We start from the raw sequence: 17825 nt of genomic DNA, 5'->3' as shown, positions 1-17825 counted from the left end.
CGGCGCCCGGGGGATTTCGCGCGAGATCACGCGTCGCCCGCGTGGGCGCCAGCCGCCCGGCTGGATGGAACCCAAACGGGGGCCGGGCGTCTTTCACACCATGGCAGACCAACCGCACCAACCGCGCACAGATCACCCGCACAGGGCCCGTTTCGACCGGCTCGCCCGGCTTTCACGGCAACTCGACTCGATCTTCCGAATTCCGGGCACCCGATTCCGCGTCGGCTACGATGCGATCGCCAGCATCGTGCCGGTGGTCGGTGACCTGGCCGCGGCACTGCCCGCCGTCTGGATCATCCTCGAGAGCTATCGCATGGGGCTGCCGCGCGGCAAGCTGGCGCGACAGGGTGTGAATGTCGCGCTCGACGCGGCGGTCGGCAGCATCCCGATTCTCGGCACGCTCTTCGACGCCGGTTTCCGCGCCAACCTGCGCAACGTCGAGATCCTGCGCGCCCATCTCGAAACGGCCCATCCGGAAACGACCCATCTCGAAGGGACGGATGGCGAGCCCCGCGCGGGCGGGGTGCCGCGCCGGCCGGGATGAGGCCGTCAGGCCGACGCGCTCCAGAAGCTCTCGGCCAGCGGTGACAGCCGCGCCTTCGGCCGGATCAGCGAGATCGCCATCTCGACCTGCGTCTCCGCGCCGCCGATGATCGCGCATTGCCCGTTCGCCAGCTCCTCACCGAGCAGATTGGCCGGCAGCCAGGCGATGCCCCGGCCCTCGACGACCATGGTCCTCAGGGCCATCGCGACATGCGAGGTGAAGATCGGCGCGAGATCCAGCCACGCGAAATCGGGGCCGAGGGTCGCGAGGAGAATGCGGCCGATCCCCGACTGCTCGTCGAAATTCAGAAACGGCACCGCGCGGCCGTCGAGCCTGTAGACCGGCGCGCCGTCGACACAGGCCGAGACCGGCACCAGACGGTCGCGCGCGATCTCGCGCCGCCGGTAGTGCGCTTCGGGCAACGCCAGATCCATCTCCGGATGGGTATGGCAGAGCAGGAATTCGGCGCGGCCCGCCTCCATCAGACGTTCGCAGGCGCGCATGTTGTCGGCGAGCAGGTGCACCGGCACGCCGCCTCCGACCCGGGCGATCGGACGCCGGGACGCGGGTCGAAGCTCCGCTGCTGGCACTCTGGGGTGCTCGCGGCGTCGTCGGCCAGACCTATGACGTGCTCGAGACCTGGCGTGAGAAGGCGCGGGACGTGCGCGGACGCGCGCTCGGCTGCGGGCATACGCCGCAGTAGGAACTGCCCGACGAGGCGCTGCGCGAGATGACCGCTTTCTTCCGCGGCTGATCCCAGGCCCGCGTCTCGATCGCGGCCCGGCCTGACCGAGTGTCACCGAGCGGCCGCCAGCGCGAGATGGATCGCGGCGGCCAGTTCAGGTCTGGCGGTTCAACCTCCGGCGGGCGCCACCGCCTCGCGTTCTGGCGGACGCGATGACACCGGGTAGTCGGCCGCCGGGCCGACCAGGCGCATGCACTCCCTCGGCGTCACCCCGAAACCCGCCTTGAAGGCGCGGTTGAAATTCGAGAGGTCACGAAAGCCGGAGGAATAGGCCAGGTCGGTCACGCGGACGCTTCGCCCGGACCGCTTCGCCAGCTTCATCAGGTCGCGCGCGAGCTTCAGGCGCTGGTCGCGCACGGACCGGATATAGGACGTGTCATGCGCGGCGAAATCCCTTTCGAGCTGCCGCTCCGAAATGCCGACCGTCGCGGCGAGCCAGCCGAGGGACAGGTTCGGGCTGGTGATCTGGAGTTCGATCTCCCGCAGCGCGAATTGGTAGCGGCTCCGTTGGGAAGACCTGTCCGGGAGAGCGGGCGCGCCATCGCCATCGACGACGAAGGTGACGCGCGCCAGCTCCAGCAGGAATTCCGGATCGGAGCGCTGTTCCACCCGGGCCAGCCCGGCCACGATGCGCTGCCTGAGCCAGCGCGCATGGCGCTGGTCATCGGCATGCACGCGGCCGATCCGGAGCGCGCGCGAGGCACCGGACAGCAGGGCGGCGCGGGGCAGGTGCAGCGAGACGCAATGCGAACGCTCCCCGGAAAACTCCATCCGCGACGGGCTGGTCGAATCGAGCAGGAACAGGTTGCCCGGTCGGAGCACGCGCCGCGTCTCGCCGATCTCGACCTTGGTGAGTCCGGCGATCTGGAACAGGAGATAGAGGTGCTCCTGATGGTCGTTCCGCACGTCGCGCCGGGTTCGCTCGATGCGGCGCAGGTCGCAGGCGAAATTCGCGACATCGAGGCCACTGATCGACTGTCTCCGGAAATGGCCATCGACCGAACGCCGGGTCCTTTCCGGAACGCCCTGGAAGTGGCCGCAGGTGACACGCAGCGCCTCGTTCCACGCTTCGAACCGCATATCACTCCTCCTGGGGCTGCGCGCCTTGGGTCAATCTCGCCTTGCTGGCGGGTGAGTCGTCAACTCGCAACATCCCGGTTCGTTTCCGCCTGACCTCGGGCGTTCCATTCGGCCGGCACACGCGTGAGCTCGGTCGCACGAATCCATGCGCCGAATCCTCATCCGACGGTTGCGCGCGGCGTGGCGGAAAAGTCCAAGTTTCGCCATCGGGCCATCCCTACTCTGACGAGACCAAGGGGAGGAAAAAAATGCCAATCAGGAAACGTGACATGCATGCGCAGGCGCTCGCCGCGCTGCTGGCCGCCTGCGCGGGCGGCGCCTTCGCCCAGGACGCGCCGAGAAACTCGGTCGCGGGCCTCGACTCCGAGGCGATCATCGCCAACGCGGCGGAGACCAAGGACTGGCCGAGCTACGGCCTGAACTATCAGGAGACGCGCTACTCCAAACTCAACGAGATCACGTCGGAGAACGTGGGCGAACTCGGCCTCGCATGGTCGACCAGCCTCGATTCGACGCGCGGCGTCGAGGCGACACCGCTGGTGGTCGATGGGGTGATGTACGTCTCGTCCTCGTGGAGCATCGTTCATGCGCTCGACGCGGTGACGGGCGAGGAGTTGTGGCGCTACGATCCCGAGGTGCCGGGGGAATACGGCGCCAACGGCTGCTGCGACGTGATCAACCGCGGTGTCGCGGTCTACGACGGCAAGGTCTATGTCGGCGCCTTCGACGGCTGGCTGCACGCCATCGACGCGGCGACCGGCGAGCGGGCCTGGAAGGTCGACACGATCGAGAACCGCGACATGGCCTATACGATCACCGGGGCGCCGCGGGTCTACAAGGGCAAGGTGATGATCGGCAACGGCGGCGCCGAATACGGCGTCCGGGGCTATATCACCGCCTATGACGCCGCGAGCGGAGATCAGGTGTGGCGCTTCCACACCGTGCCCGGCGATCCGTCGAAGCCGTTCGAGAGCGAGGCGATGGAGGCCGCGGCCGAGACCTGGGACCCCGCGGGCAAGTGGTGGGAAGTCGGCGGCGGCGGCACGGTCTGGGATTCGATGGCCTATGACCCCGAACTCGATCTGATGTATATCGGCGTCGGCAACGGCAGCCCCTGGGACGCCAGGACGCGGAGCCCGGCGGGCGGCGACAACCTCTACCTCTCCTCCGTCGTGGCGCTCCGTCCGGATACCGGCGAATATGTCTGCCACTACCAGGAGACGCCGAGCGAGAACTGGGACTATACGGCGACGCAGCACATCATCCTCTCCGACATCGAGTGGGAGGGGGAGACCCGCCAGGTCTTCATGCACGCGCCGAAGAACGGCTTCTTCTTCATCGTGGACCGCACGAACTGCGAATTCCTTTCGGCGGAACCCTTCGCCAAGGTGACCTGGGCCACCGGTTATGACGAGAACGGGCGCCCGATGGAGGTGCCAGAGGCGCGTTCGCCGGATGGCGAGGTCTGGGAAACCATCCCCTCGGCCTTCGGCGCGCATAACTGGCATCCGATGTCCTACAATCCCGACACCGGACTGGTCTACATTCCCGCGCAGGGCATCCCCGGCGTGCAGCAGCCCAATCCGGAGTGGCAGCACAACACGCTCGTCCCGAACGAGCCGATGTCGGCGAACGGCTGGAACCTCGGCAAGCTGCTCTCGACCGGCACGCCCAAGGCCACGCCATACGGTCAGCTCCTGGCGTGGGACCCGGTGAAGCAGGCCCCGGCCTGGCGGGTGGATTATGTGTCACCCTGGAACGGCGGCACGCTGACCACGGCGGGCAATCTCGTGTTCCAGGGGACGGCGGACGGCCGCTTCGTCGCCTATGACGCCAAGACCGGGAACATGCTGTGGCAGACGCCGGTCGGCACAGGCGTCGTGGCCGCGCCATCGACCTGGGAACGGGACGGCACGCAGTATGTCTCGGTCGCGGTCGGCTGGGGCGGCGTCTACGGCCTCGCCAACCGCGCCACCGAGACGGCGGGGCCGGGCCGGGTCTATACCTTCAGGCTGGGCGGCGAGGCGCGGATGCCGGAGCTCGTTCACCGCGATCCGGCGCAACTGCTCGAAGGCGTCGCCTATGACGAAGCCGATGTCGAGGAAGGATCGAAGCTCTACATCGCCTCTTGCCTGTTCTGCCACGGGGTGCCGGCGGTCGAGAACGGCGGCGCGCTCCCGAATCTCGGCTATTCGATGAAGGAAACGATCGAGATGCTCCCCGACCTCGTGATCGGCGGCGCCTTCACCTCGATGGGCATGCCGAGCTTCGAGGGGAAGCTGACCGAGGAGGATGTCCGCAAGATCGCGGCCTTCATCCAGAATACCGCCGACGCCGTGCGGCAGGAGTAACGCGCGGAGGGGTGGAGATCCCGGCCGGCGGCCGGCGAGCGCTTGCCCTGGCCCCGGGTCNCAAGATCGCGGCCTTCATCCAGAATACCGCCGACGCCGTGCGGCAGGAGTAACGCGCGGAGGGGTGGAGATCCCGGCCGGCGGCCGGCGAGCGCTTGCCCTGGCCCCGGGTCGACCTTGGGCCCCTCCCCTTCACCGCGGCGGCGGCGCTTTCCTGGCCCATGACCCAGGAAAGCGCCGCGATCTGTCACACGAGGACAGGTCCGATAATCCTCAGATCGCCGGCTTCAGATCGTGATCGCGATGCCGGCGCGCAAACCGGCCTCGCGGACATCGGCGAGAAAGCCCTCGCTCCTGCCTTCGCGGACTGAAAGCGCCGCGAAGGCTTCCGCGCCAATCCGATCGCCGAAGAAGAGGTAGGCGCTGTCCGGATCACAGCGGTTCGAGGTCCAGACTAGGCCCTCCACCCCGGCGAACTGGTGGTGGATGGCCGCCGCCCAGGGCGCGGTGCGCTCATATTGGTCTGCCGGCGCGGAGATCAGCTCCTGGTGCTCCAGCCCCCATTTTGCGAGATCCGGAGTGCGAAGCTCGACCAGGGTCAGCGCCGCTTCGGTTCTCAGAATGCTGTGCATCCGGCTCGTGACCTCGTGTTTCGGGACGGTCCGGAGCGGCGCCTTCGCCGGGATGTCGTGGAAGATGGTCTCGAAGATCGCGGCGCGGAGGGTCGAACCGGCGTAGAGGGAAGCGACGCAGCCTCCCGCGCGATCCGCTATCGGAGCGAAACGAGTCGGACGCCCGAGGCATGGATTGAAGGCCGTTCCGTCGAACTGCGCGGCATGGACGCGGTGGAGCGTGCTGCCCGCGGGCAAGGTGAGGAGATTCGGTTCGGGCAGGGCAAGCGGGGGTGACGGAACGATCCGGCTCACCCGATGGTCTGCTCGCGCATCCGCCCGGCGGCCGCGACGACCGTCTCCGTGTCGGCGAGCCGGTCCGCCGGCGCGGCACCCCCGAGCCATCCGTTTCCGGAAGCGAACCAGAGCGCGACCTGCCACGGGCTCATCACCTCCGGGAGTGCCCGCAGGATGTGCCGGATCACCGGTCGCGGCTGACCGTCGGCGAACTGGAACCGGGGAAACCGGTCCGCGCCCTTGTAGGGGACCGCGAAGGCGCGGCCTTCCTTCTTCCAGCCAAAGGCCAGCGCGCCCCGATTGGCCGCGACGCTCCCGGCCAGCGCGTGGAGGTCGGCGGCGGAATAGGTCGGAACCGTTTCGAGGTAACGCGCGCGAAGCGCCGCGTTGTCGAGATCGAGCGCCTCGTCGGTCGCGGAGAGCGGCTCCTCCTCGATGATGGCTTCGATCAGGCGCTCGATACGCTCTTCCTGCCGAGCGGCGCGATTGATGACCACGGACCGTCCAAGCACGCGCAGCGTGCGTTCGGCCAGCGCGAGGTCGCGGGAACTCCCTGCCCGGACGAGAAGCGTATGCGGATCCGGTCGCTCACCGGCGGCTCCCGTCGGACCGACGGTCTCGATGAAAAATTCCTCGTCAAAGGGTCCTGTCATCGCATCTCCCCCCGCGGGCGGGTGACATGGCCAGCCGCGATCATGCCTAGAAGTGGTACGTATATAGATCATGATACCGATGATTGCAAGTTCGTATCACTGGAATCATCGCGCCTGAACGGGGACTGTCTCCGAGATGATGCGAAAATCCTCGGAGCGACCGGCGCGACGCAGCGCGCGGCGAAGACGATCGGCGTAGTGCGTCCTGATGTGGCTGGCGTGAAAGGCGTTCGGTGCGACCAGGAGCGGCGCCTCCCCTTCCCCTGCCCGGCTTCGCAGCGGTTCGAACCAGTTCGCGAAGACCACCGGGTCCTCGGCGCGCAGCAATCCGCGGACAACGGACCACGGATCGTCGCCCTCCGGATGGTTGACGGTTTGGACCTCGTGGGCCGGCCCGGGTCCTGGAAACGGTACGACCGTCGCGGACGGCCCGGTGATGGCGGTCATCCTGCTGTCGAAATCCACGCCTACTCTAGGCCAGGCGTTGCGCGTCGTTGCCCGGATGGTGGTGAGATCGAGCGCATAGCTTGCCACCCTGCCCCGCCTCGCGGGAGATTCGAGCGTGATCCAGCCGAGCGCGCGGAGCTTGGACATTTCGCGTTTCACGGTGCGCTCATCAACGGACCAGAGGCGGGCGATCTCGCGCTGACCAACCCGCAGAACGCCGTATCTCCAGTTGTATCGGGCGGTGATCAGGGTGAGAAACCGCAGAACCAGCCGTTGAATTCCGGCTGGCTGAGCGAGCGCATAGCAACCGATAGCGGTCAACAGGTCATATTTCATGCTCAGGGCGTTGGGCCCGCCCATGGTTCTCGCCTGCATGGCTCTGTCCTTCACCGGTCGGATCGCCGACGGCTATGCTGTTTCTGCTCGAGGCGCGGCGTTCTGTGGCAACGTACTTGGCCGCTTGCTGGGAATTAACGTCCTGTTCTGTGATTCTGTCAAGTCTCTGGCTCGGAGGTGGTGGGAGGGGCATGAGAGCGCGTTCAGATTGAATCTGAGGTATCATTGGTATTGGGGGACGCCTTGGGTGACACCGTTTCAGCCATCTTTGTCCCCCCAATTAAGCTCTCCGTCGCGTTTCTGTCCCGCTTTCCAGAAAGCGGGCCGATGCTGGACAGGGGAATGCGGCTGTGACCACGGGAAGTGTTTGCGTCGAACCGTCGTTCAACGTATTTCTGAATTCGGCAGGAAACAACGTCCGCGAAATAGCGAAACAGGCAATCATGTACACACACAGCGATCTGGCCGCGTTGCAGGCCCAGTCTCTGAAGATGCAGGGGTGGATTCGCCGCCAGACCTTCAGCCCGGAGCTTGAGAAGACGCTGCGGCGGTTCTCGAGCTGGGAGGTGGCGGAGCTGGTGTTCCGGATCAATCAATCGACGTTCCGGGGCCGGTTGGCGGCGGAACCGGGGCTCCCAGCGGGTGAGGTGGAGGAGGATGGGCGTCAGCGCTGGTTCTCGCTTGATGAGATCAATGATCTTCGGCGGCGCATGAAGGTGAACCGGCGCAGCCTGATGCCGCCGCGTCCCAAGGGCAAGCGGGCGCTGCGGGCGGCGATCGCGAACTTCAAGGGAGGTGCCGGCAAGTCGACGGTGGCGCTGCATTTCGCCCATGCCGCTGCGCTGGACGGGTATCGGGTTCTGGTGGTGGATTTCGACCCGCAGGCGACGCTCAGCCATTCGATGGGTCTGACGGATGTCAGCGAGGAACACACGGTCTGGGGAATTCTGGCGCGGGATCTGATCAATGAGACCGACCGGATGAACGCGGCGCCCAGGGGCGCGGAGAGCGGCGCCGCCCTGCCCCAGCGGCGGCTGCCGGCATCGATCCGGGATCTTGGCCTGGCCGAGTTGCGGGTCAACGATTTCCTGAAGTCGACCGCCTGGTCGACCATCGACATCATTCCCTCCTGCGCGAACGCGGCCTTCGTGGAGTTCGCGAGCGCGCAGTACCGGCACCTGAATCCGGAATGGTCGTTCTTCGCGGCGGTCTCGCGCTATCTCGATCACCTGCCGGACGACGCCTATGACCTGATCATTTTCGATTGCCCGCCGGCGATCGGATACCAGTCCATGAACGCGGTCTTCGCGGCGGATGTTCTCTATATCCCGTCTGGTCCTGGTTACTGGGAATACGACTCCACCACGAGCTTCATCGGGCAGTTGTCGGAAGCGCTCGAGGATCTTTCGGCCGGGTTCGGGGAAACCTTCCCCGCGGGGAAGGTTGCGCTTCCGAAAGCCTTCGCCGATGTTAAGTTCCTGTTGACCCGGTTCGAGCCCGCGAACGACCTGCACAAGGCGATGCTTGAGGCGTTCCGCAAGGTCTTCGGGGACCGGGTGAGCGAGAGTCCGATCGAGATGACGCGGGCTGTCGAACAGTCGGGGCGGTTCCTGTGTTCGGTTTATGAGATCGACTATCGCGACATGACACGGGAAACCTGGAGGCGCGCGCGGGCCAGTTTCGATACCGCCTACGCCGAGTTCAAGGAGGTCTGCGTCGCGGCCTGGGACAAGGTGGAGGCGCGGTCATGAGGAAGCGCCGGGTCTTTGATCTCGATATGCCGGAGGAGCCGGCTGTGGCGGCGGTTGCAGCCTCGACCTTCCCCGCGGGGAAGGTCGCCCTTGATGAGTCCGACGATCCAGGAGGTGCGCGGCGCCGGCGCGGTCCGATGGCGACGGCGGTACAGGAGAACGCCGATGCGCTGCGCGCCCGCGCCGAGGCCGAGGCGGCGATCCGGGCGGAGAATGATGCCCTGGCCGGAGAGCTGGTCCGGCTGAAGGGGCTCGGCCTCGTCGTGGACCTGATTCCGATCGACGCGATCGACACAACGAAACTGAGCCGCGACCGGATCGCAGGGGAGGACCCGGAACTCGGGGAGCTGAAGACGTCTATCCGGGAAATCGGCTTGTCGAACCCGATCCGGGTCGAGCCGGCCGGGCAGGGGCGTTACGAGTTGGTGCAGGGCATGCGTCGGCTCACGGCCTACCGCGAGCTGCTCGCCGAGACCGGGGACGAGCGCTACGCGAAGGTTCCGGCGGGGCTGATGACGGACGCGGAAGGGCTGGACCAGCTCTATCGGCGGATGGTCGACGAGAACATGGTCCGGAAGGATATCTCCTTCATGGAGATGGCGACCATGGCGCGCGACTACGCGCGAGATCCCCGGACGGATTGCGACGACGCCGACAAGGCGGTCGCGATCCTGTTTCAGAGCGCGGGCTATCAGAAGAGGAGCTACATCCGCGCCTTCGTGAGCCTGGTGGACCTTCTCGGGGAGGCGCTGCGCTTTCCTCGGGAATTGCCGCGCGGTCTGGGGCTGGACCTGCGGCGGAGGCTGGAGGCGGAACCCGAGGCCTTGGCGGCGATCCGTGAGGAGTTGGGGGCACTGGCCGAGCCGAGCGCGGATGCGGAACTCGCCGTGCTCCGCCGATGGGCGGCCGAGACGCAGACGCCGGAAACCTTCCCCGCGGGGAAGATCCCGCGAGAGGGACCGAGGGCCGGGCGAAAGCCGAAAGTGACTTTCGATGTGGCCCGACCGGGCGGCGCGGCGAAATGCACGGCGGCGAACGGCCGGCTCGAAATCCGGGTACCGCTGGACTTTTCGACGATGGATAGACGGAGGCTTGAGGCGGCGGTACGACGGATGCTCGACGAGGTGAAGTGACAGAACCGGCCGCGAACCGGCCTTGCCCAAAAGGCCACGGGATGGTCTGGTTCAGAACTAGGACACTCCAGCGCCGTATCCCCGGCCAGATCGCGGGGGTCCGGTAACACAGAAGGTTCCAATACGAACGCTCAATGCTGGTGCCAAACTGGTTATAGACTAGTATGGAAGTATGGTGTAAGAGGGAACCGAAGGAGCCGCGAATCTTGCAACCGATCGTCATCACGGCGGCGCCCAGCGTCACGAGCCAGGTCTACGACTGGCTCCGCCAACGCGTGCTGCGCGGTGAACTGCTTCCCGGCGAGCGTCTGAGCGAAACCGAGATCGCGGGTGAGATCGGCGTCAGCCGCCAGCCTGTCCGCGAAGCCTTCATCCGCCTCGCAAGCGAGGGACTCGCCGAGGTCCGCCCCCAGCGAGGAACCTACATCGGAAAGATCTCGATCGTGGCGGTGTTGTCGGCGCGCATGATCCGCGAGGCGGTCGAGAGCGACCTCGCGCGCATGGCGGCCGCCGCGCGGCCGGCCGAAGCCGTCGGACGGATGGAGGCCGAGATCGAAGCCCAGACGCGGGCCGACGCCGAAGGCTCCGTCGAGCGGTTCATCGAATCCGACGACCGGTTTCACCGATTGCTCGCCGTTGCCGCTGGACAGGAGATGGTCTGGGACGAGCTCGAGCGGATGAAGTCCCAGATGAACCGTCTCCGGCATCTCTCGATGCGTGTCTTCGATCGCGCGCATACGATCGCTCAGCATCGGGAAATCCTCGACGCGGTCCGTCGGGGGAGGGAGGATGAAGCGGAACGCGCGATCCGCGTGCACCTGCGGCAGATCCTGACCGAACTCCCGCGGATCGCGGAGACGCACCCGGACTATTTCACCGAATGAAGCCAACTCAGGAGATCTAGATGCGACATACATGGCGCTGGTTCGGCCCGAAGGACCCGGTGTCGATCGACGACATGCTGCAGGCGGGTGTGCGCGGCGTCGTGACCGCCCTGCATCACGTGCCGACGGGCACGGTCTGGACGCCCGAGGAGATCGCCCGGCGCCAGCGGGAGATCGGCGCGATGCGCGACGGCGCTCCTTCCGGCATCGCCTGGGAGGTTGTCGAAAGCCTGCCGGTCAGCGAGGCGATCAAGACCCAGACCGGCGACTGGCGCGAGCATGTCGCGAACTGGATCACTTCGGCGAAGAACCTGCGGGACGCGGGGATCGAAGTCATCTGCTACAACTTCATGCCCGTGCTCGACTGGACGCGGACCGATCTCGCCTGGCGGCGGCCGAACGGCGCGCGCTGCATGCGTTTCGATCTGATGGATTTCGCGGCCTTCGACATCCATATCCTGGAGCGCCCGGGCGCGGCGGAGGATTTCCCCGAGGAGGTCCGTGAGGAGGCGGCCCGGCGCTTCGCCGGGATGGACGAGGCGCGGCGCGACGCGCTCGCGGGCAACGTGGTCTTCGGGCTGCCGGGCGCCGCGGAGAAGATGACCATGGCCGATGTCCGCGCGCATCTTGAAAGCTACGCGCCGGTGACCGACGAGCGTCTGCGCGCGAACTTCCACGACTTCCTCGAACAGGTCGCACCGGCGGCGCAGGATCTCGGCCTTCGGCTTTGCTGCCACCCCGACGATCCGCCGTTCCCGCTGCTTGGGCTGCCCCGGATCATGTCGACCGAGGCCGATTACGCCGAGAGGATCGCCGCCGTCGACGTGCCGGCCAACGGGATCACGCTCTGCTCGGGTTCGCTGGGCGCGCGGCCCGACAACGACTTGCCCGGCATGATGCGCCGCCTCGGCGACCGGGTGCATTTCCTGCACCTGCGCAATGTCCGGCGCGACGCGGACACCGTGCCCGCCAGCTTCTTCGAGGATGAGCATCTGGGCGGCCAGACCGATATGGTGGCGCTGATCGCCGCCGTGCTCGAGGAGGAGGCCCGCCGTCGCGCGGCAGGGCGCGGGGACGCCGAGATCCCGATGCGGCCCGACCACGGACAGGACATCCTCGACGACATCGGAAAGGGAGGCCAGCCGGGCTATCCCGCGATCGGCAGGCTCAAGGGCCTCGCCGAGCTGCGTGGGGTCGAGGCCGCGCTTTCGCATCGCGCGGCCGAGGCGGCGGCGTGAGCGGGTCGCTGATCCTCTCCATCGGCGAGGCGATGGTCGAACTGTCCGGGACCGGGACCGGGGCCGAGGATCTGTGGCGGCTCGGTATCGCCGGGGACACGCTCAACACCGCCTGGTATCTGCGCCGCATGCTCGGGCCGGACTGGCGCGTCGGCTATCTCAGCCGGGTAGGGGAGGGGGAGTTCTCGCGCAAGATGGTCGATTTCCTCGCGGCGGAGGGGATCGAGGCGGAGCACGTGGGCCGCGATCCGGAACGGGAGATCGGGCTCTACGCCATCTCGCTCCGGAACGGCGAGCGCAGCTTCACCTATTGGCGCGACACCTCGGCGGCGAAGCGGCTCGCGGACGATCCCGAAGTTCTCGACCGCGCGCTCGCAGGCTGCCGCCTCGCGTATTTCTCGGGGATCAGCGTGGCGATCCTGCCGGACGCGGGCCGGACGGCGCTCGCCGCCGCGCTCGCGCGCGCCCGGGCGGCGGGGACCCGCGTGGTATTCGATCCGAACCTGCGCCCGCGTCTCTGGGCCGACACCGGGAAGATGCGGGAGGGGATCGAGGAGGCGGCGGCGGGCGCCGATCTCGTGCTGCCGAGTTTCGATGACGAGGCGACGCATTTCGGCGACGCCGACGCCGAGGCGACGATCCGACGCTACCTCGCGCTCGGCGCCGGCCATGTCGTCGTGAAGAACGGCGGCGGACCGATGCGCTTCGGCGGCGCCGAGGGCGAGGGCCGGATCGACGACCTGGCGCCCGAGCCCGCGGTCGACACCACCTCCGCCGGGGACAGCTTCAACGCGGGCTATCTCGCCGCCGCCCTCGCGGGAGCCGGCTGCGAGGAGGCCATTCGCGCCGGCCATGCGCTCAGCCGCCAGGTGATCCGCCATCGCGGCGCGCTGATCCCCGAAGCGGTCGCCGAGGCGACCCGGGGCGCGGGCTGACGGGGCAGGACGGCCGGCGGCCAGCGCGGTCGGGCAGGGTGGGCGGTCCGCCCGCTCACCCGCTCACAGTGTCACGCCGACCCGGTGCGCCGGGAAGCCTCAGCGGGCGAGGAAGACTTCGTCGAGGAGGCCGCCCTCGGCGAAATGCTCCTTCGTGACCCGCTCCCAGCCGCCGAACATGTCCTCCACGGTCACGAGCTCGACCGGTGGAAATTCGTCGGCATGCGCGGCCATGATCTCGGCGTCGTCCACGCGGTTGCCGAACTGGACGACGATCTCCCGCGCCTCCGGGGTGTAGAGGTACTGGAGATAGGCCTCCGCCTCCGCGCGGCTGCCATGGGCGTCGGCCACGGTATCGACCACCGCCACGGGGAATTCCGCGAGCAGGCTGACCGGCGGCACGACGGGTTCGAAATCGTCGCCGAATTCGCGCTTGATCGTCGCGAGTTCCGCCTCGAAGGTGATCAGCACATCGCCGATGCCGCGCTCGGCGAAGGTCGTCGAGGCCGCCCGGCCGCCGGTGTCGAAGATCGGCACATTGGCGAAGAGCTTCTTCATGTACTCCGTCACTTGTGCCTGATCGCCGCCATATTCCCGCTCCGCCCAGGCACGGGCGGCGAGATAGGTGTAGCGCCCGTTGCCCGAAGTCTTCGGGTTCGGGAAAACCACCTGAACCCCGTCCTTCGCCAGATCGCCCCAGTTCAGGATCTGCTTCGGATTGCCTTCGCGCACCACGAAGGCGGGAAGCGAGAAATAGGGCGAGGCGTTGTTCGGCAGCCGGTCCTGCCAGTCGGCGGCGATCAGCCCCTTGTCGGCGAGGATCTGGACGTCGGTCACCTGGTTCAGCGTCACCACATCCGCCTGGAGCCCCTCCAGCACCGAGCGCGCCTGTTTCGAGGAACCGGCATGGCTCTGGTTCACTTCGAGCGGCCGTCCGTGCTCGGCCTCGAAGGCCGGGGAGAAGGACTCGTTGATCGCCGCGTAAAGCTCGCGGGCGATATCGTAGGATACGTTCAGGATCGTATCCACTTCTGCGCGCGCCGCGGGCGCGAAAGCGAGCAGGCCGCCGAGCAGCGCCGCCGCGTGAATTCTGGCAAACATGAATGCCCCTCTCGATCGCGGGATGGAGGCGTGAACCTAGCCCACGGCCCGGCGCGCGCAAGCCACCGAGGCATGGAAGGCATCAAATAGGACGATTATTCGCGCTTTCGCGAGGTGGAACGAGCGGGCGTTCGCGCCGCCGGGCCGGGTGCCGAACGACGAAGCGATCGACTGGCCGCGGGAAGAACGCCGCATCGCGCCTGAGGATGCCAAACGCTCACCGGGGCCCCGGTTCAGGACCCGCCGCGGCGATGCGCCCGCCCCTCGTCGCGGAGGCGGGCGCCGGACTCCTCAGGCCGCCCGCGCGGGGGCCAGGGCGCGATAGACGGCGGTCTCGAAGTCGAGATAGCGCGGGAAGGCGACCGGATCGCCAAACGGCAGGATCTGCGTCGCAAGATAGCCGGCGAATCCGTTCTGGCGGTCGATCCAGTAATAGAGATTGGCGAGCCCGCACCAGGCGATGGTATCCGCCGGACGGCCGGTCGGCGCTTCCTCGGAATTCACCATGAATGTGTAGGACCAGTCCTTCTTCATGCCGGGGAAGAACTCGGCGTCGTTCGAAAGCGACGGGATCACGCCCGGCAGCATCGTCACCTTCTGCGGCGGGACGAGCGCGCCCTTGACCGCCCATTCGACCGTCTCGGGCTTCAGCACCTGGCCCGCGGGGCCCGCGCCGTCGTTCAACCACATCCGCATGAACTTCATGTACTCGGGCACGGTCGCGTAGAGGCCGTGGCCGCCCATGTCGATCTCGGGATTGTCGGGCAGCGCGAAATCCGCCATCGGCGTCAGCGACCCGTCGGGCCCGCGGCCATGCATGGTCGCGGTGCGCGCCTTCATCGCATCGGTTCGGGTGAAGGCGATCTCGTTCATGCCCAGCGGATCGAAGACGCGCCGGCGCATCACCTCGCCGAGCCGCTCACCCCGGATGCCCTCGACGACCTGCCCCACCCAGTCGATGTTGCTGCCGTATTCCCAGCGGGCGCCGGGATCGTAGAGCAGAGGGGTCTCGATCGCCGCGCGGGTGCCGGTGACGACCGAGGGCTGGCCATGCTCCTCCGAGAGCCGCCTGTAGGTCTCGTTGAAGAAGTCGTAACCGAAACCGCCGGTGTGGAGCATGAGCTGCCTTGTCGTGACATCGGATTTCGGCGCGCGGAGCCGGGGCTGGCCCGCGTCGTCGAAGCCCTCGACCACCTGGAGTTCGCCGATCGCGGGCGCGTAGTCCTTCGCCGGGGCGTCGAGGTCGAGCAGGCCTTCCTCGACGCATTGCAGCGCCGTGGTCCCGGTGATCGCCTTGGTAGTCGAGAAGATCGCGAAGACGGTATCCTCGGTCATCGGCTCGCCGCCCGGGCCGCGCTCGCCCGCCGCGCCGGAATAGATGTCGCGCTCACGGTCGGTCACCATGGCAACGACGCCCGGCACGCGGGCCACGCCTCCCGCCGCGTCAAGCAGGATTTCGTCGCAGGCCGTCCTCAGATCCGTCATCACGTCCTCCTCTGGCAATCGTTGGCGGTGAATACTGCATTCCGCCCGCGCAACCCGTCAACAAACGGCGGTCTCTGTTCGAGTCAGGAAATCAAGCCGCGGGCCTTGGGTCCCCTTGGGTCCCGCGACCCAGGCGCGTCGCTGCCCCCAGCGCCATGGGATCTCGCCGTCGAGAGCCAGGAGCTGTTCGTTCGTCAGCCAGGTCGGACATGCCGGGACTGGACACCCAGATCAACCGGTGGCGGTGGAAGGCAGGACCAGGCGGTCCCTCAGGCTGAAGGTGGAGACGGGCGGCAGGTCGAAGTCGAGTTCCGCTTCGAGATGCCGGAGGTGGCTGTCGGTCAGCTCCAGCAACAGCGCCTCGTCGCGCGCTTCCAGCGCGTCGACGATCCGGCCGTGATCCTCCTTGCTCACGCAAGGGTGGTCGCCGGAGGAATACATCCCGAGAATCAACGTGCTGCGCATCGTCAATTCGCCGAGGAACCGCTCCAGCACGCGGTTTCCCGCGAGTTCCGCGAGATACATGTGAAACCGTTGCGACAGCCGCAGCGCGGCGGGCTTTTCCTGCCGCCGGGTCGCCTCCGCCTCCGCCGCGATGTTCGCCCGCAGTTCGTCGATCGCCTCCGGTGTGACGCGCGCGACGGCCTGACGGGCGATGGTCCGCTCGATCGCGCGGCGTGCCTGGAAGACCTCGCGCGCTTCCTCCGCCGAGGGCGTCGCGACGAAGGCCCCCCGGTTCGGCTGTGTCTCGACAACATGCTTGGCCGCCAGCGAGGCGAGCGCGCGCCGGACATTGGCCCGGTTGCACTTGAAGATGTCGCTGAGCGCCTGCTCGCCGAGCTTCGTTCCGGCGGGCAGGCGTTGCTCGGAGATCGCGTCGAGCACCGCGCTTACAATCAGGCTTTCCGGCTGTGCGTCCATTCGATCCACGCGCTTCCCTTCCGCGATCCGCTGAACCTAGGGATTGCCGCCGCGCAAGGCAATCTGCCCATGATTCAAGCGGTGCCCGGTGTTTCCGCCGCCCCCCGCCGCCGCTCCGCCGCGATCGGCCGGGACGCTGCCCGCGCATCGGTTCCAGGATGCGGGAACGGAATCGCTTGATCGTGTCAACAATCTTTGTTAACAATAATTGTCAACACAAGGGAGGTGCACGGTGAGGATACTGGTCGTCAACCCGAATTCGACGCGGTCCATGACCGAGAAGATCGTCGTGGCCGCGAAAGCGGCCGCGAGCCCCGGGACCGAGATCGTCGGCGCCACGGGCAAGGGCGCGCCCGCCAGTATCGAAGGCCACTACGACGAGGCCATGTCGCTGCCCGGCCTGCTCGCGGCGGTGCGCGAAGCCGAGGCGGGCGGAATCGATGGCGTCGTCGTCGCCTGTTTCGACGATCCCGGTATCGACGCTTGCCGCGAGATCGCGACGGGCCCGGTTCTCGGCATCTGCGAGGCGGCGGTGAAGGCCGCCAGCATGCTCGCGACCTCGTTCTCGGTGGTGACGACCCTGCCGCGTTCGGTGCCGGTCATCGAGCATCTCGTCCACCGCTACGGCCTGTCGCATCAGTGCCGCCGCGTGCGCTCGGCGGCGATTCCGGTTCTGGCGCTCGAAGAGCCGGGCTCGAACGCGCGGATGAAGGTCCGCGACGAGATCCTGCGTGCCATCGAGGAGGATCACTGCGAGGCGGTGGTGCTCGGCTGCGCCGGCATGGCGGATCTGACCGAATGGCTGAGCGCGGAAACCGGAATCCCGGTGATCGACGGCGTCAGCATCGCGACCCGCATGGTCGAGGCGCTCGTCGGGGCGGGCCTCAGGACGAGCAAGATCAACGCCTACGCGCTCCCCAACGAAAAGATGACGGGCTGACAGGAAGGAGAGGTCAATGACGACCACATCGCTCGACGGCGAGGTTCAGGGCCACAAGGCCATTGGCGAGGAAACGCTCGCGCCGCAGGAAACCCGGATCATGGACCCGTGGTCCTATCTCTTCGCATGGCTGGGCGGCTGCGTCTCGATCGGGACGTTCACGATCGGATCGGGGCTCGTCGGAACGCTGAACCTGCTGCAGACCTTCGTCGCCATCGCCATCGGCTGCGCCGTGATCGGTGTCGCGCTGATGATCAACGTGTACCGGGGCACGGATTTGAGACAGCGCTTTGCGCCGGTTACGCCGCCAGTTTGACCGTGGCGGCTTCGGTTTCAAGGCCGAGTTGCGCGGCCCGGATCTGATCGGGCGTCT

General features: G+C 67.3%; 17 protein-coding genes. 9 read left to right on the top strand and 8 right to left on the bottom strand.

Annotated elements, in window-relative coordinates:
• Window positions 1–100 precede the first annotated feature (100 nt).
• Entirely contained in the window at window positions 101–544 is a 444-nt protein-coding gene (locus tag ACLJK8_RS15535; RefSeq protein WP_413151256.1) for a DUF4112 domain-containing protein, read from the top strand.
• A 5-nt stretch (window positions 545–549) separates the two neighbouring features.
• On the opposite strand, the gene ACLJK8_RS15530 is transcribed toward ACLJK8_RS15535, so the two are convergent.
• The gene (locus ACLJK8_RS15530; RefSeq protein ID WP_413151255.1) at window positions 550–1074 is read right to left on the bottom strand and encodes a LysR substrate-binding domain-containing protein; all 525 of its coding nucleotides are present in this window, start codon (window positions 1072–1074) and stop codon (window positions 550–552) included.
• Window positions 1075–1397: 323 nt separating this feature from the next.
• A complete protein-coding gene (locus ACLJK8_RS15525) occupies window positions 1398–2369 on the bottom strand; it encodes a helix-turn-helix domain-containing protein (protein WP_413151254.1) in 972 nt (323 codons plus the stop codon).
• A gap of 248 nt (window positions 2370–2617) precedes the next feature.
• On the opposite strand from ACLJK8_RS15525, the gene ACLJK8_RS15520 reads away from it, so the two are divergent.
• On the top strand, window positions 2618–4720 hold the full coding sequence (locus ACLJK8_RS15520; protein ID WP_413151253.1) for a PQQ-dependent dehydrogenase, methanol/ethanol family: 2103 nt from the start codon (window positions 2618–2620) through the stop codon (window positions 4718–4720).
• Between the two features lie 287 nt (window positions 4721–5007).
• Here ACLJK8_RS15520 and ACLJK8_RS15515 read toward each other — a convergent pair whose 3' ends face one another.
• The 3 genes from ACLJK8_RS15515 to ACLJK8_RS15505 all read right to left on the bottom strand — a co-directional run bounded on the left by ACLJK8_RS15515 (window position 5008) and on the right by ACLJK8_RS15505 (window position 7103).
• The gene (locus ACLJK8_RS15515; RefSeq protein WP_413151252.1) at window positions 5008–5646 is read right to left on the bottom strand and encodes an RES family NAD+ phosphorylase; all 639 of its coding nucleotides are present in this window, start codon (window positions 5644–5646) and stop codon (window positions 5008–5010) included.
• A complete protein-coding gene (locus tag ACLJK8_RS15510) occupies window positions 5643–6281 on the bottom strand; it encodes a hypothetical protein (protein ID WP_413151251.1) in 639 nt (212 codons plus the stop codon). Before ACLJK8_RS15510 ends, ACLJK8_RS15515 begins: the two co-directional genes overlap by 4 nt.
• 105 nt (window positions 6282–6386) lie before the next feature.
• Window positions 6387–7103 carry a DnaA N-terminal domain-containing protein gene (locus tag ACLJK8_RS15505; RefSeq protein ID WP_413151250.1) on the bottom strand — a complete coding sequence of 239 codons (717 nt, stop codon included), beginning with the start codon at window positions 7101–7103 and terminating at the stop codon, window positions 6387–6389.
• 404 nt (window positions 7104–7507) lie between these two features.
• Here ACLJK8_RS15505 and ACLJK8_RS15500 point away from each other — a divergent pair, with 404 nt between their 5' ends.
• From ACLJK8_RS15500 to ACLJK8_RS15480, 5 genes are all read left to right on the top strand, one after another.
• The gene (locus ACLJK8_RS15500; protein WP_413151249.1) at window positions 7508–8815 is read left to right on the top strand and encodes an AAA family ATPase; all 1308 of its coding nucleotides are present in this window, start codon (window positions 7508–7510) and stop codon (window positions 8813–8815) included.
• Window positions 8812–9948: a ParB/RepB/Spo0J family partition protein gene (locus ACLJK8_RS15495; protein ID WP_413151248.1), complete on the top strand. Its 1137-nt coding sequence runs from the start codon at window positions 8812–8814 to the stop codon at window positions 9946–9948. The genes ACLJK8_RS15500 and ACLJK8_RS15495 overlap by 4 nt, the downstream gene beginning before the upstream one ends.
• A gap of 206 nt (window positions 9949–10154) precedes the next feature.
• Window positions 10155–10832, top strand: coding sequence for a GntR family transcriptional regulator (locus ACLJK8_RS15490; RefSeq protein WP_413151247.1), 678 nt, complete (start codon window positions 10155–10157; stop codon window positions 10830–10832).
• A 20-nt stretch (window positions 10833–10852) separates the two neighbouring features.
• Window positions 10853–12070, top strand: a complete 1218-nt coding sequence (gene uxuA / locus ACLJK8_RS15485) for a mannonate dehydratase (RefSeq protein WP_413151246.1) — start codon at window positions 10853–10855, stop codon at window positions 12068–12070.
• A complete protein-coding gene (locus tag ACLJK8_RS15480) occupies window positions 12067–13005 on the top strand; it encodes a sugar kinase (protein ID WP_413151245.1) in 939 nt (312 codons plus the stop codon). Before uxuA ends, ACLJK8_RS15480 begins: the two co-directional genes overlap by 4 nt.
• 99 nt (window positions 13006–13104) lie before the next feature.
• On the opposite strand, the gene cysP is transcribed toward ACLJK8_RS15480, so the two are convergent.
• From cysP to ACLJK8_RS15465, 3 genes are all read right to left on the bottom strand, one after another.
• Window positions 13105–14106, bottom strand: a complete 1002-nt coding sequence (gene cysP, locus ACLJK8_RS15475; protein ID WP_413151244.1) for a thiosulfate ABC transporter substrate-binding protein CysP — start codon at window positions 14104–14106, stop codon at window positions 13105–13107.
• 291 nt (window positions 14107–14397) lie between these two features.
• The gene (locus ACLJK8_RS15470) at window positions 14398–15591 is read right to left on the bottom strand and encodes a serine hydrolase domain-containing protein (protein WP_413151243.1); all 1194 of its coding nucleotides are present in this window, start codon (window positions 15589–15591) and stop codon (window positions 14398–14400) included.
• Between the two features lie 231 nt (window positions 15592–15822).
• Window positions 15823–16512, bottom strand: a complete 690-nt coding sequence (locus ACLJK8_RS15465; protein WP_413151242.1) for a GntR family transcriptional regulator — start codon at window positions 16510–16512, stop codon at window positions 15823–15825.
• A 232-nt stretch (window positions 16513–16744) separates the two neighbouring features.
• On the opposite strand from ACLJK8_RS15465, the gene ACLJK8_RS15460 reads away from it, so the two are divergent.
• Entirely contained in the window at window positions 16745–17452 is a 708-nt protein-coding gene (locus ACLJK8_RS15460) for an aspartate/glutamate racemase family protein (protein ID WP_413151241.1), read from the top strand.
• A 16-nt stretch (window positions 17453–17468) separates the two neighbouring features.
• Window positions 17469–17768: a cytosine permease gene (locus ACLJK8_RS15455; protein WP_413151240.1), complete on the top strand. Its 300-nt coding sequence runs from the start codon at window positions 17469–17471 to the stop codon at window positions 17766–17768.
• The last annotated feature ends 57 nt before the right edge of the window (window positions 17769–17825 follow it).

The sequence above is a fragment of the Amaricoccus sp. W119 genome (assembly GCF_047275745.1).
Lineage (GTDB): Bacteria > Pseudomonadota > Alphaproteobacteria > Rhodobacterales > Rhodobacteraceae > Amaricoccus.
The sequence above is the reverse complement of the archived record's forward strand: the minus strand, read 5'-3'. Positions and strand labels throughout refer to the sequence as shown.